This is a genomic window from Dyella sp. LX-66, assembly GCF_018599165.1.
GTDB lineage: Bacteria > Pseudomonadota > Gammaproteobacteria > Xanthomonadales > Rhodanobacteraceae > Dyella_D > Dyella_D marensis.
Window position 1 is genome coordinate 163,810 of sequence record NZ_JAHFVJ010000001.1, and the last position, 13,495, is coordinate 177,304.

Genomic DNA, 13,495 nt, shown 5'->3' on the forward strand with positions numbered 1-13,495 from the left:
CACGCTTCGTTGCTGTTCCGCAGCCATGGAGCCGCCGCATGAGGCACGTGCTGCCCGGTTCCAACGCCTCCCGCGGCATGGCCTTGGGCCGCGCGCGGCTGGTGCAGCCGAGCCGCTATCTGGTCGACACGCGTCCGCTGGCCGAGGACGAGGTCGACGTCGAGCTGGAAAAACTCCACCGCGCGCTCGACACCGCCCGCCAGGAACTGCGCGAACTGCGCGGCAAGCTGCACGGCGCGCTGGCGCGCGAAGTCAACGAATTCATCGACGCGCACAGCCTGCTGCTGGACGACCAGGAACTGCTGCGCGGCCTCGACGACCTGGTCCGCATCGGCCACTACCGCCCCGGCGCCGCGCTAAAAAAACAGCGCGACCGCCTCGCCGCGGTGTTCGAGGCGATGGACGACCCCTACCTGCGCAGCCGCAAGGAAGACGTCGACCAGGTCATCAACCGCGTCATCTCCGCCCTGCAGCGCCAGACCAGCCGCGAGGAGCGCAAGCTCGCCGCGCGCGTGGGCGAGATCCTGATCGCCGACACCATCGCGCCGGCCGACATGGCGCACCTGGCCGGCAACGGCCTGCTCGGCGTGGTGGCCAGTTCCGGCAGTCCGTATTCGCACAGCGCGATCCTGGCGCGCAGCCTGGACCTGCCCATGCTGGTCGGCGTGCGCGACGCGCTCGCCACCATCCACGACGACGACCTGATCCTGCTCGACGCCGAGCGCGGCGAAGCGGTGGTGCATCCCACCGCGCAGGACCTGGCCCGCTACCGCGCCTGGCAGCGCGAGGCGCAGCAGGAAGGCCGCCGCCTGGCCTCGCTGGCGAATGCGCCCACGCGCACCCGCGACGGCACCGACATCCGTCTGCTCGCCAATGCCGAGACCAGCGCCGACATCGCCATGGCGCGCGCGCGCGGCGCCGATGGCGTGGGCCTGTACCGCACCGAATTCCTGTTCCTGCGCCACAAGGGCCTGCCGTCCGAGGACGAACAGTTCATCGCCTACCGCGACCTGGTGCTGGGCATGGGCGGCCTGCCGGTGACCATCCGCACGCTGGACCTGGGCGCCGACAAGGCCGACGCGGCGGGCCTGGCCCTGCGCGGCGAAGAAAACCCCGCGCTCGGCGTGCGCGGCGTGCGCCTGTCGCTGCGCTATCCGGCGGTGTTCACCACGCAGATCCGCGCCATCCTGCGCGCCGCCTGCTACGGCCCGGTGCGCGTGCTGGTGCCGATGGTCACCCAGCCGGACGAACTGATCGCCGTGCGCACGCTGTTCAAGCTGGCGCGCCAGGACTTGAAGCGCGAGAACATCGACCTGCCGGAAAAACTGCAGCTCGGCGCGATGATCGAAGTGCCCGCGGCGGCGATCAACGTGCGCTCGCTGCTGGAGCACGCGGACTTCCTCGCCATCGGCACCAACGACCTGGCGCAGTACGTGCTGGCCTCGGACCGCGGCAACGACGCGCTCGACAATATCTACAACCCGCTGCAGCCGGCCTTGCTGCGGCTGATCTCCTACGTGATCGCCGCCGGCCGCCGCGCCGGCAAGCCGGTCAGCCTGTGCGGCGAGATCGGCGGCGACACCAAGTTCACCGCCCTGCTGCTGGCGCTGGGCCTGTGCGAATTCAGCATGCACTCCAGCCAGCTGCTGCACGTGCGCGACCGCATCGCGGCGTTGAATCACAAGGGTCTGCGGCGGCTGGCGCCGGCGATCCTGCGTTGCCGGACGCATGAGGAAGCGGAAGATCTGCTGTCGCGGATTACCTGCTGAAGCGCGTCGACGTCAAGCGTAGGTTGGGGTGAGCCGAAGGCGAACCCCAACATGTCTACACGCCGCCGCATCGTTGGGGTTCGCTGCGCTCACCCCAACCTACATCAGGCTCGCGCATTGACCAGAAACGCATCCAGCAACGCGCCTCGATACTTCTCCCGGTGCGTCAGCAGGAACAGCTTGCGGCGCAGATCCAGGAACGGCGTGTGCAGCGCTTCCAAGCGTCCGGTCGCCAATGCGTCGGTCACCGCCACCGCCGGCAGACAGGCGATGCCCAGCCCCGCCACCACCGCCTGCTTGATCGCTTCGATCTGATCCAGCTCCAGCACCGTCTCGCCCGGCGGCAGCTGGGCCAGCACGCGTTCGTTGTTGGCGCGCGTGGCCGAGCCGGGTTCGCGCAGCACCCAGCGCGCCCCGGCGAAGTCCTGCGGCCGCAGCTGGCCGCGGCGGGCCAGCGGATGGTCGGGCGAGGCGCACACCACCAGGATGTCGTCGCGCCACGGCTCCATCTCCAGCGCGGGATGCACCACGGGGCCTTCCACGCAGCCCACGTCCAGCTCGTGCGCCAGCAAGGCGGCGGCGATCGCATCGGTATTGGCCACGCGCAGCCGGATCGCCACCTGCGGATGCGCCCGCACGAAATCCCCCAGCAGCGCGCCGACCAGGTAATTGCCCACCGTATTGCTGGCGCCGATGCGCAGCTCGCCCGCCAGCGAGGCGGCACCACCGCGGCCCAGGCGGCCGAATTCGGCGTAGCGCTCCAGCAGCTCCTGCGCCAGCGGCAGCAGTTCGCGGCCGCGCGTGTTGAGCCGCAGCCGGCCGCGCTCGCGGGCGAACACCGGGGCGTCCAGCTGCCGCTCCATCTCGGCCAGGGCCATGCTCGCGGCCGGCTGGGTCAGGTGCAGGGCCTCGGCGGCGGCGCGGACGCTGCCCAGGCGGGCGATCTGCACGAAGACCTCCAGCTGGCGCGGGCTGATATTGATCATCAGCTAATCTTATTCCATCGATCAGATATTTAAAGTTTTCCTGATCGAATGGCGCCAGGACAATGCCTCGACTTCGAGGACACCCCCATGGCCGCCACCAGCATCCCCACCGCCCCCGCCCCCTCCTTCGGCCAACGCGCCCCCGGCCTGCTGCTGGCGATGCTGGTGGCCCTGGCGGCGCTGGGCCTGGGCCGGGTCGCGCCACTGGTGGGCGGGCCGGTGTTCGGCATCGTGCTGGGCATCCTGGTGCGCAACGTGTTCGCGCCGAGCGGCACCTATACCCCGGGCATCCAGTTCGCCGGCAAGCAGGTGCTGCAGTGGTCGATCATCGCCCTGGGCTTCGGGCTGAGCCTGGACCAGGTGGCCCGCACTGGCCTGGAATCGCTGTCGGTCACCCTGGTCACTATCACGGTGGCCTTCCTGGCCGCCTGGGGCCTGGGCCGCGCGCTGAAGGTGCAGGACAAGCTGAAGATCCTGATCGGCGTGGGCACCGCGATCTGCGGCGGCTCGGCCATCGCCGCGGTCACGCCGATCATCAAGCCGGACGAGCACGAGACCGCCTTCGCCATCTCGACCATCTTCCTGTTCAACCTGGTCGCGGTGCTGCTGTTCCCGCTGCTGGGCCACGTGCTGCACCTCTCGGACCTGGGCTTCGGCCTGTGGGCCGGCACGGCGATCAACGACACCTCCTCCGTGGTCGCGGCCGGCTACAGCTTCAGCAAGGCGGCAGGCGACTACGCCACCATCGTCAAGCTCACCCGCGCGACGCTGATCATCCCGATCTGCCTGGTGCTGGCCCTGCTGGTGGCCTGGCGCGAGAAGAAGCAGGGCCAGAGCGACTTCAGCCTGAAGAAGATCTTCCCCTGGTTCATCCTGTGGTTCCTGGTCGCCTCGGGTCTGCGCACGGCCGGCCTGATTCCGGTCGCGATCCAGCCGGCCATCCATATGGCCGCCGAATTCCTGATCATCGTGGCGCTGACCGCGATCGGCCTGTCGTCCAACCTGCGCCGCATGGCTTCCACCGGCGCCCGGCCGATCCTGCTGGGCCTGGGTGTGTGGGCGGCGGTGTCGATCAGCAGCCTGCTGGTGCAGCTGGCGATCGGCCAGCTTTGATCAGGCCTTGCCCTGCTCGACCAGGGTGAGCGCCACCTTGTCGCGCAGATAGACCGGCAGGGCCAGTTCCGGTGCCTGCGCATGGCCGGCGCGGAATTCGCGCACCGCCAGTTCTGCGATGTGCTCGGCCTGCGGATAGCAGTCGCCGCGCTCGGACAGCACGGGCGCCGCGATCCGCTCCAGCAGCACGCCCGCATAGGTGGCCCAGCCCGAACCCACCACATGCCAGCCCTCGGCCCGCGGCAGGCGCAGCGCTTCCGGCGGGCAGACCCGCTCCTCGTCCAGCGCCACCAGGCCGCCGTAGGCATCGCGCCGGTAAGCGGCCGCATAAACCTCGCCCATGCGCGCGTCGATCACCGCCAGGATCGAGCCCTCGCTTTCCGGCGCCTCCAGCGCCAGCGCGGCCAGCGACGACACCGTCACTACCGGCCGGTCCAGCGCCAGCGCCATGCCCTGCGCCAGCGAGATGGCCAGGCGCACGCCGGTGAACGCACCCGGCCCGCGGCCCACCGCGATCGCATCCAGCGCATGGCGGCCCAGGCCGGCCTCGGCCAACAGGCTGTCGGCCATGGGCAGCACCAGTTCGGCGTGGCGGCGGGGAGCGATTTCGCTGCGGGCGATCACCTCGTCGCCATGGACCAGGGCGACGGAACAGGCTTCGGTGGAGGTTTCGATGGCGAGCAGATTCATAGGGGCACCATGGTAGCCGCTGGCGTCATGCCAGGTCGCCATCACAGCGCCCGCGCAGGGCGCGTGGCTGGCCTTCCGCGGCCGGTTCGGGGCAGCGCGGCGGCATGCCCGGGCGCGGTGCGCACGGATGTCGATTTCCTCCCCTTCCGTTCGTCGCCTAGGCAAGAGACCCCGCCCCGCGGGGCCGAAACCAGCCGAAGAGGAGATCGCCCATGCGTTTCATGTTGATCGTCCATGCCACCAAGGAATCCGAAGCCGGCGTGATGCCGAGCGAGGAACTGCTCACCGCGATGGGCAAATACAACGAAGAGTTGGTGAAGGCCGGCATCATGCTCGCCGGCGAAGGCCTGCATCCGAGTTCGCGCGGCGCCCGCGTACGTTTCTCCGGCAGCAAGCGCACCGTGATCGACGGCCCGTTCGCCGAGACCAAGGAGCTGATCGCCGGCTTCTGGCTGATCCAGGTCAAGTCGCTGGAAGAAGCGATCGAATGGGTCAAGCGCTGCCCCAACCCGATGAACGAAGAGTCGGATATCGAGATCCGCCAGGTCTTCGAAGCCGAAGATTTCGGCGCCGAATTCACCCCCGAACTGCGCGCGCAGGAAGAACGCCTGCGCGCCGAAGTCGCCGCCCGTCCCAGCCACTGATCCCTTCCACTCACACCAGGAGCCGCACCCATGATCGTCCAGCCCTACCTCCACTTCGAAGGCCGTTGCGATGAAGCCATCGAGTTCTACAAGCAGGCCGTCGACGCCAAGGTCGACATGCTGATGCGCTACAAGGACAGCCCCGTCGAGCCGCAGGAAGGCTGCATGCCGGCGCCGGGCTTCGAGGACAAGGTGATGCACTCGGCCTTCCGCATCGGCGAGACCACGGTGATGGCCACCGACGGCTTCAACAGCGGCAAGACCGCCTTCAGCGGCTTCTCGCTCTCGCTCACCTGCGCCACCGACGCCGAGGCGCGCAAGCGCTTCGACGCCCTGGCCGAAGGCGGTACGGTCACCATGCCGCTGGACAAGACCTTCTTCACCTCCAGCTTCGGCATGCTCACCGACAAGTTCGGCGTGGACTGGATGATCCTGACCATGCAGCAGCAGTAACAACGCAGCCTAGTGAATCCTTCTCCCTCCGGCGACCCGAAGGTAGTCCCCGTGGGAGAGAAGGTGGCGGCAGCCGGATGAGGGTACGGGCGGAGTCGAGCGCACCGCTCCGCCCGCACCCTCACCCCAACCCCTCTCCCAGGGGGAGAGGGGCTTCAGCTGTCGCCGTCTTGCGTCCTGAGACGGCGGGGTGCTCTGATCGCCCCCCGTGACCGCCTCCGACATCCATCGCACCATCGACGCCGTCTGGCGCATCGAATCCGCCAAGCTCATCGCCGGACTCGCGCGCATGGTGCGCGACGTCGGCCTGGCCGAGGAACTGGCCCAGGACGCGCTCGTCGCGGCGCTGGAGCAATGGCCCAACAGCGGCGTACCGGACAACCCTGGCGCCTGGCTGATGACCACCGCCAAGCACCGCGCCATCGACCGCCTGCGCCGGCACAAGCTGCTGGAGCGCAAGCACGAGGAAATCGGCCGCGACCTGGAAGCGGATCAGGAACTGGCCTATTCCGAAGTGGAGCTCGCCGCCGACGACCATATCGGCGACGACATGCTGCGGCTGGTCTTCACCGCCTGCCATCCGGTGCTGTCGATGGAAGCGCGCGTCGCACTCACCCTGCGCCTGCTCGGTGGCCTCACCACCGACGAGATCGCCCGCGCCTTCCTGGTACCCGAACCCACCGTGGCCCAGCGCATCGTGCGCGCCAAACGCACGCTGGCCGAAGCCAAGGTGCCGTTCGAAGTGCCGCGCGGCGAGGAACTGCACGAGCGCCTGACCTCGGTGCTCGGCGTCATCTATCTGATCTTCAACGAAGGCTATTCCGCCACCGCCGGCGACGACTGGATGCGCCCCGCCCTGTGCGAGGAAGCGCTGCGCCTGGGCCGCGTGCTCGCCGAGCTGGTGCCGCGCGAACCGGAGGCGCATGGCCTGTCCGCGCTGATGGAAATCCAGGCCTCGCGCGCCAAGGCGCGCACCGGCCCCACCGGCGAGCCGATCCTGCTGCTGGACCAGAACCGCGCGCAGTGGGACCGCCTGCTGATCAGCCGCGGCCTGGCCTCGCTGGAACGCGCCGAACGCCTGTCGGAACAGCGCGGCATCTACACCAGCCAGGCCGCCATCGCCGCCTGCCACGCGCGTGCGCGCACCGCCGAAGCCACCGACTGGCGGCGCATCGCCACGCTGTACGCGGAGCTGGCGCAGATCGCGCCCTCGCCGGTGGTGGAATTGAACCGTGCGGTGGCAGTGTCGATGGCCGCGGGCCCGGCGGCGGCGCTGGTGATCGTGGAAGGCCTGGTCAACGAGCCTTCGCTGAAGAACTACCACCTGTTGCCCAGCGTACGCGGCGACCTGCTGCGCAAGCTCGGCCGCATGGACGAAGCCAGGCGCGAGTTCGAGCGCGCCGCTTCGCTCACGCGCAATGTGCGCGAGCAGGACCTGCTGCTGGAACGCGCGCGCTCCTGCGAGTAGGTTGGGGGTGACAACCCCAACATCGGCTCGACATACGCCAGGCCACGTTGGGGTTATCACCCCAACCTACGTCGTTGCAGTCTCTGCGAAGAACGCCTGCACCTCACCGAGCTCCTTGGTGCGCGGCATCGGCGGCAGGCTGGCCAGGAACAGCCGTCCATAACCCTTGCTGCTCAGGCGCGGATCGCACAGCACCAGCACGCCGCGGTCGCGCACGTCGCGGATCAGCCGCCCCACGCCCTGCTTCAGCGCGATCACCGCATTGGGCACCTGCCAGCCCATGAAGGGATTGATGCCGGCCTGCTCCAGCGCATCCAGCCGCGCCTGCAGCACCGGGTCGTCCGGCGCGGCGAACGGCAGCTTGTCGATCACCACCACGCTCAGCGCCTCGCCGGCCACGTCCACGCCTTCCCAGAAACTGGCCGCGCCGAGCAGCACGCCGTGGCCGCTGGCGCGGAAATCCTCCAGCAGCCGATGCCGCGGCGCCGTGCCCTGCACGAACAGCGGCCACGGCACGCGCCCTTCCAGCAGCTCGGCCGCGCGGCGCAGCGCGCGATGCGAAGTGAACAGCAGGAAGGCGCGGCCGTTCGACGCGTGCAGCACCGGCAGCACCGCATCGATCACGCGTTCGGTGTAGTCGCGCGCGGCGGGATCGGGCAGGCCCGGCGGCAGATAGCACAGCGCCTGGCGCGCGTAATCGAACGGGCTTTCCAGGCTCAGCGTGACCGGATCGTCCAGCCCCAGCTGCCGCGCGAAATGCCCGAACTGCCCCGCCACCGACAAGGTGGCCGAGGTATGGATCCACGCCGCCTGCGCACGCTCGCGCAAGGCGCGCATCGGCGCGGCAAGGTCCAGCGGCGTGGCATGCAGCGCGAAGCCGCGCGGGAACAGCTCGTACCAGCGCACGTCCTGTTCGTCCGCCTGCTCGACGATGCGGTCCAGCCGCTCGCTGTACAGCGCCGCGCGCTCGTGCGCATTGGCGAAGCCGCGCGAGCGTTCCGCCTGCGAGGCCAGCACGTCGGTCAGCGCGGCCAGCAGCTCGCGCACGTCGTGCAGCGACTCCGACACCGCGGACGATTGTTCCAGCTGATGGAACGGCCCGCGTTCCGGCAGCGCATCCATCGCCAGGCGCAGCTTGCGCACCGCCTCGCGCAGCGACTCCACCGGCTCCAGCACCAGCCCGATCGCGCCGGTGATGCCATTGCATTCGCCCAGCGCATCCTGCGCCAGCTCGGTGAGCTGACGCGCGCTGATGCTCTGCGAAAAGAACTGGCCGGCGAGTTCCGGCACCTGGTGCGCCTCGTCCAGGATGAAAGCCTGCGCACCCGGCAGAATCTCGCCGAAGCCTTCCTGCTTCAACGCCAGGTCGGCAAACAGCAGATGGTGATTGACCACCACCAGATCCGCCTCTTGCGCCTCGCGCCGCGCCTTCACCACGTGGCAGTCGTCGAAGAACGGACACTCCACGCCGATGCAGTTCTCCGGCGTGGAAGTGACGCGCGGCCACATCGGCGATTCCTCCGGCACCTCGGCCAGCTCCATGCGGTCGCCCTGGCGCGTGCGCGCGGACCACGCGCGGATTGCCGCCAGCTGCGAAGCCTGCACGCGGTCGAAGGTCGCCCCTTCGCGCACGGTCTGGTCGAGGCGATAGAGGCACAGGTAATTCGCGCGCCCCTTGAGCAGCGCCGTCTTCAAACGCGCACCGAGCACCGAGCGCACCTTCGGCAGATCGCGGAAATACAGCTGATCCTGCAGCGCCTTGGTGCCGGTCGAAATAATCACCCGCTCGCCCGACAGCAAGGCCGGCACCAGATACGCATAGGTTTTACCGGTGCCCGTGCCCGCTTCCGCAATCAGCGTCTCGCGCTCGGCAATCGCATGCTCGACCGCCCGCGCCATCGCCTGCTGGGCGGCGCGCGGAGCGAAGTTGGGCAGTTCGCGGGCGAAGGGGCCATCCGCGCCCAGCAGCGCGGATATGTCGGTGTCGGTCATGGCGGCAAGTATCGCCGACGGGAACGCCATGCGTCATGCCCGCGCGGGCGCTGGCGCGAAGGCTGGTACCGGTCAGGAGGAGAGATCGGCTGCCACGCTCGGATTCCGCCGCTCATGCCGGACGAGCAGCCTGGACAGCCTGATCGCCGGCTGGTCCACATAGCGCTCGAACATCCACGCCACCAGGACGACCGTGGTAAGCGTCGCCGCCAGCGTCACGCCCACCGCCAGCAATCGAATGCTTCCCGCCTCAAGACTCAGGAACACTCCGCAGCCCAGGGTCATGATGATGGGAACGTGCACCAGATACAGCGAATAGGAGATGCGGCCGAGAAATTGAACCGGCCGCAGCGTAAGCATCCCCCCCCGAACCTGCCATAGCGCGTCACCATCACGATCAGGCTCCCGGCCAGCACGTGGCATAGCGCCACCAGGATGCCCGGCTCGAACGGAAGCACGTGCAGCCAGGCGAACATCGGCGAGCCGTCCATGCTCGACAGATAAAGCGCGAGCAGAACGCTGCCGGCAGACGCCCATCCACCCAGCCTGAAATGCGCGTTCCCGAGATAGCTGCCGATCAGAAAGGCCAGGTAATACGGCCATTCCCGCGGCGTGTAGAAATAAATCATCGCCAGGTACAGCGCCGCACTGATCGCACCGCGCTTGCCGCGCCAGGCAAGCGCGGAGTACGCGAAAATAAGCATCGAGCCGATGAACTCGATGCGTATGGTCCATAGCGGCGTATTGAGACCGACGCGGCCCAGGAAGATCGCACCGTAGAGGCCGTCCTTGAGCGCATCCAGAAAACCTGGCTGCCCATGGATGCTCTGCGAGGTCAGCCATGCCGACCTGGTGATCTGCGCGACCGCGCCGACCTGATACGGCCCCAGGCAAAACAGGCCATAGGAAAACATGATGCTGGCAAAGACCGGGATGCCCAGCCTGAGGTATCGGCGACCGGCGAGCGAACGCAGCGCATCGAGGCTTCCGCTCCTGGCGTATTGCCTCGTCAGCACATAGCCGCTCAACACGAAAAAAATGCAGACGGGAAGTCCGCCGCTGACCAGCGCGGACAGGAACGGAAGCTGCAGAATCCTTTCGGCCCATCCGGAAAGCGCGCCGGGCGCGACCGCCCAGGGAAAGAAATGCTGGAACCCGCCTGGGTAAAAGGTCAGGAAAAAGTGCGCAAAAAATACGGCCAGCGCAGCCATGCCGCGCAGTCCGTCAGCAGCCCGATCCTTTTCCACTCATCCTCCGGCATGCATCCATGAATTCATTCACCCGGGCCGGCCAAGAGGTTCTCTCGATACCGGCCCTGAGCGCTCAAGGATGCATTAGATCAGCGGACTTGCTTCAAGTCTTCTGGAAAAAGAAAGAACGGTGCGCCGGAACACGCCTTGGCGCGATGTTCATCCTGCGCGGCTCGATTTCCCCGGAAAGAAACTACGCAGGCATCAATAACGCGGCACGCCTTCCACGTGGCACTGCTTCACCCACTTGCCCGCCGTAGCCGCAGCCGCCTGATCGCCCGCGCGATCGCGCAGCTCTTCGATGGTCTGCCAGTTGCGCGCGCACAGCGGGCCCAGGCGCGGACCGATTTCCCACGACTTGCGCGCAAGCTGCTCGGCCGTGGCGTAGTCCTTCAAGCGGATCGCCATCTCGGCGCGATCCTGCAGCAGGTCCGGCGAATTCGGGCTGAGCTTGATCGCCGAATCGAGCTTCGCTGCCGCTGCGTCGAACTGCCCCGTGCGCACGTCGGCCTGCGCGGCGTCCTGCAGCGAAGCGACGCCGGGATCGCGCAGGGGATGCACGTCGATCACCGACTTCTCCTTGTCCCCCGCCGCCTGGATCGACGCCAGGATGTCGGCGTCCGAACGCGTCGGGCGGGTCGCCTGCGACGGTGCGGCAGGCTGGTTGCAGGCGGCCAGCGCGAGCGTGGTCAGGACGGTGGAAGCGAGCAGCAGACGGCGGTACGACATGATCAATCTCGGATGGGAGCGGTAGAGGCCGGCGCCGGCGACTTGTTGTCGTCGCCGCCGAACCAGTTCTGGACGCGCTGCCAGAAGCAGCCTTCGGAATCCTGCGCAAGCGTACCCGCAACCACCGGGAGCTGCCGCGCGCCTTCGCAGGAAGGATCGGTGCGCTTGCCGTCGGCCGGATTCACCCAGGCCATCTCCAGGCCCTCGCCCGGCGCCGCGGGCAGCGGCTTGGACGGCAATTTGCGGAACAGCTCCTGCCATGCGCGCAGGCTGCCGGTGGCGCCATACAGGCCGCTGGGCTTGTTGTCGTCGCGGCCCATCCAGAACACGGCGAGGTGATCGGCGGTGAAGCCGGCGAACCAGCTGTCGCGCATCTCGTTGCTGGTACCGGTCTTGCCGGCCGCATTGAGGCTGGGCAGGGTCTTGCCGATCGCCGCCGCGGTGCCCGAACGCACCACCTGCTGCATGGCCCAGGTCACCTGGCGCACGGCCAGCTGGTATTCGCCGTTGCCGGTCTTCACTTCGTAGCGCTTGACCGTCTTGCCGTCGGCATCGACCACGCCGCGCACCGCCACCAGGGGCAGCGCATGGCCGTCGGCGGCGATGTACTGGTACAGCTGCGCCACCTGCAGCGGCGGGATGCCCTGCGCGCCGAGCAGCAGCGAGGGGCTGGGATTGACGTCTTCCAGGCCGAACGATTCCAGGAACGACTTGATGCGCGGCAGGCCCACTTCCAGGCCGAGATGGATCGTCGCCAGGTTCCACGAATGCACCAGCGCGTCGACCATCGGCACCGAACCGTGCACATCGCCTTCGTCGTTCTTCGGCGTCCACTGCGTGCCGTCGGGCTGGCGCATGCTGATCGGCGTGTCTTCCACCGGCGAGCCGAGGTTCCAGCGTTCCGGCTGCGCCAGCGCCACCAGGTACACCAGCGGCTTGATCAGCGAGCCGATCGAGCGGCGCGCATCGATCGCGCGGTTGAAGCCCTGGTCGCCCGGGTCCTTGCTGCCGACGATGGCCAGCACGCTGCCGGTCTGCGCGTCGGTGACCACCGCCGCCGCCTGCGCCGCTTCGCCGCGCTTGCCCAGGCCCGCCATCGCGGTGGTGATGCCCTGCTCCGCATACAGCTGGGCGGCGGGATCGAGCGTGGTGAAGATGCTCAAATTGCCGGCGCTGAGCGTGGCGTCGTCGAAATCGTTGGTGATCTGCGCGCGCACCAGCTGCATGAAGGCCGGGAAGCGGTTATGCGGCAGCTGGCCGTTGCTGACGATGCCCAGCGGCGTCGCTTCGGCGGCCTTGGCCTGCTCCGGCGGCAGCAGACCGGTGCTGGCGAACTGCTCCAGCACCAGGTTACGGCGCGACAGTGCGCGGTCCGGATAGCGGCGCGGGTCGTAATAGCTCGGACCCTTCACCATGCCGATCAGCAAGGCCATTTCCTGCGGGCGCAGGTCTTCCATGCGGCGGCCGAAATAGAACTCCGACGCGGCGGCGAAACCGTGCACCGCCTGCGCGCCCTGCTGGCCCAGGAACACCTGGTTGACGTAGGCCTCCAGGATGCGGCCCTTGTCGTAGTGCGCTTCGATCAGGATCGACATCAGCGCTTCGTTGAATTTGCGCGTGAAGTTCTGATCGCGGTCCAGGAACAGGTTGCGCACCAGCTGCTGGGTCAGCGTGGAACCGCCCTGCACGGTGTGGCCGGCGCGCAGGTTGGCGAAGCTGGCGCGCAGGATCGCGCTGAAGTCGATGCCGATGTGGTGCTTGAAGTCGCGGTCCTCGACCGCCTGCAGGCCGGCAATCAGCATCGGCGGCACGTCGGCCAGGCGCACGATGCGGCGCTCTTCCTGCTGCGAGCCGTACACCGTGGCGATGCGCGCCGGATCCAGGTGCGCCGTCTCGATCGCCTTGCCGCTGGCGGCGTCCTTCACCGACACCACCGCGCTCTTGTTCAGCGCCACGCGGATGCGGTGCGGCAGCTCGCCGCCATCGGGACCGGCGAAGCCGCGCGAGGAAATCACATAAGTGGAACCGTCCTTGGCCCAGGTGCCGGCGACCTGGCCGTGGCCGTCATTGCCGTAGCCGGCGAAGGTCAGCTCCAGTTCCAGCGCGCCCGGCGTCATCGGCGCGCCGGCTTCCAGCGCCAGCGGGCGGGCATAGACGCGGGTGGGGACGGCGAAGACCAGGTCGTTGAAGCGGTCCTGCACGCGCTTGTTCAGCACCAGGGTGTACGGCAGCACGAAGCCGAAGAACAGGCCCAGGCCGATCCAGAAGGGAATGCGCACCCAGGGCCAGATAGCGCTTGCAAGCGAGCGGAGTCGGGTCAGAAAGGCCAACGGGGGGAATCCTGAACGATAAGGGGTCGATCATAGGGGGTGCTTCCCGGCGCGCATATGAATGCGGGCGG

12 protein-coding genes are annotated in these 13,495 nt (G+C 68.2%); 5 read left to right on the forward strand and 7 right to left on the reverse strand.

The annotated features are described in order from the left end of the window. Positions 1-38 precede the first annotated feature (38 nt). Positions 39-1,769 (forward strand): phosphoenolpyruvate--protein phosphotransferase, encoded by a 1,731-nt coding sequence (gene ptsP / locus KK141_RS00875; RefSeq protein WP_214569597.1) that lies wholly within the window; start codon positions 39-41, stop codon positions 1,767-1,769. A gap of 104 nt (positions 1,770-1,873) precedes the next feature. Here the strand turns inward: ptsP and KK141_RS00880 are convergent, their stop codons facing one another. Beyond that, positions 1,874-2,755, reverse strand: coding sequence for a LysR family transcriptional regulator (locus KK141_RS00880; protein WP_214569598.1), 882 nt, complete (start codon positions 2,753-2,755; stop codon positions 1,874-1,876). 87 nt (positions 2,756-2,842) lie between these two features. Between KK141_RS00880 and KK141_RS00885 the strand changes: the two genes are divergently transcribed. Continuing rightward, positions 2,843-3,868, forward strand: coding sequence for a putative sulfate exporter family transporter (locus KK141_RS00885; protein WP_214569599.1), 1,026 nt, complete (start codon positions 2,843-2,845; stop codon positions 3,866-3,868). Here KK141_RS00885 and tsaB read toward each other — a convergent pair whose 3' ends face one another. Continuing rightward, the gene (gene tsaB, locus KK141_RS00890) at positions 3,869-4,558 is read right to left on the reverse strand and encodes a tRNA (adenosine(37)-N6)-threonylcarbamoyltransferase complex dimerization subunit type 1 TsaB (RefSeq protein ID WP_214569600.1); all 690 of its coding nucleotides are present in this window, start codon (positions 4,556-4,558) and stop codon (positions 3,869-3,871) included. A gap of 212 nt (positions 4,559-4,770) precedes the next feature. Here tsaB and KK141_RS00895 point away from each other — a divergent pair, with 212 nt between their 5' ends. From KK141_RS00895 to KK141_RS00905, 3 genes are all read left to right on the forward strand, one after another. Beyond that, complete coding sequence (locus tag KK141_RS00895) at positions 4,771-5,202, forward strand: YciI family protein (protein ID WP_214569601.1); 432 nt, start codon at positions 4,771-4,773, stop codon at positions 5,200-5,202. Between the two features lie 30 nt (positions 5,203-5,232). Then, a complete protein-coding gene (locus KK141_RS00900; protein WP_214569602.1) occupies positions 5,233-5,655 on the forward strand; it encodes a VOC family protein in 423 nt (140 codons plus the stop codon). Positions 5,656-5,863: 208 nt separating this feature from the next. Beyond that, entirely contained in the window at positions 5,864-7,123 is a 1,260-nt protein-coding gene (locus tag KK141_RS00905; RefSeq protein ID WP_214569603.1) for an RNA polymerase sigma factor, read from the forward strand. 66 nt (positions 7,124-7,189) lie between these two features. On the opposite strand, the gene KK141_RS00910 is transcribed toward KK141_RS00905, so the two are convergent. From KK141_RS00910 to mrcB, 5 genes are all read right to left on the reverse strand, one after another. Then, positions 7,190-9,145: an ATP-dependent DNA helicase gene (locus tag KK141_RS00910; RefSeq protein WP_250901468.1), complete on the reverse strand. Its 1,956-nt coding sequence runs from the start codon at positions 9,143-9,145 to the stop codon at positions 7,190-7,192. Positions 9,146-9,187: 42 nt separating this feature from the next. Continuing rightward, a complete protein-coding gene (locus tag KK141_RS00915) occupies positions 9,188-9,400 on the reverse strand; it encodes a hypothetical protein (RefSeq protein WP_214569604.1) in 213 nt (70 codons plus the stop codon). Then, positions 9,397-10,362, reverse strand: coding sequence for an acyltransferase (locus tag KK141_RS00920; protein WP_345777548.1), 966 nt, complete (start codon positions 10,360-10,362; stop codon positions 9,397-9,399). Before KK141_RS00920 ends, KK141_RS00915 begins: the two co-directional genes overlap by 4 nt. A 207-nt stretch (positions 10,363-10,569) precedes the next feature. After that, positions 10,570-11,094 carry a tetratricopeptide repeat protein gene (locus KK141_RS00925; RefSeq protein WP_214569606.1) on the reverse strand — a complete coding sequence of 175 codons (525 nt, stop codon included), beginning with the start codon at positions 11,092-11,094 and terminating at the stop codon, positions 10,570-10,572. 2 nt (positions 11,095-11,096) lie between these two features. Continuing rightward, on the reverse strand, positions 11,097-13,424 hold the full coding sequence (gene mrcB / locus KK141_RS00930; RefSeq protein WP_214569607.1) for a penicillin-binding protein 1B: 2,328 nt from the start codon (positions 13,422-13,424) through the stop codon (positions 11,097-11,099). Positions 13,425-13,495 lie beyond the last annotated feature (71 nt).

What these genes read in the sequence shown, in the direction of transcription:
- KK141_RS00900 (WP_214569602.1), top strand. Translation starts at nt 5,233, where the DNA reads ATGATCGTCCAGCCCTACCTCCACTTCGAAGGCCGTTGCGATGAAGCC.
- KK141_RS00925 (WP_214569606.1), bottom strand. Translation starts at nt 11,094, where the DNA reads ATGTCGTACCGCCGTCTGCTGCTCGCTTCCACCGTCCTGACCACGCTC.
- tsaB (WP_214569600.1), bottom strand. Translation starts at nt 4,558, where the DNA reads ATGAATCTGCTCGCCATCGAAACCTCCACCGAAGCCTGTTCCGTCGCC.
- KK141_RS00880 (WP_214569598.1), bottom strand. Translation starts at nt 2,755, where the DNA reads ATGATCAATATCAGCCCGCGCCAGCTGGAGGTCTTCGTGCAGATCGCC.
- KK141_RS00915 (WP_214569604.1), bottom strand. Translation starts at nt 9,400, where the DNA reads ATGACCCTGGGCTGCGGAGTGTTCCTGAGTCTTGAGGCGGGAAGCATT.
- ptsP (WP_214569597.1), top strand. Translation starts at nt 39, where the DNA reads ATGAGGCACGTGCTGCCCGGTTCCAACGCCTCCCGCGGCATGGCCTTG.
- KK141_RS00895 (WP_214569601.1), top strand. Translation starts at nt 4,771, where the DNA reads ATGCGTTTCATGTTGATCGTCCATGCCACCAAGGAATCCGAAGCCGGC.
- KK141_RS00910 (WP_250901468.1), bottom strand. Translation starts at nt 9,145, where the DNA reads ATGGCGTTCCCGTCGGCGATACTTGCCGCCATGACCGACACCGACATA.
- KK141_RS00885 (WP_214569599.1), top strand. Translation starts at nt 2,843, where the DNA reads ATGGCCGCCACCAGCATCCCCACCGCCCCCGCCCCCTCCTTCGGCCAA.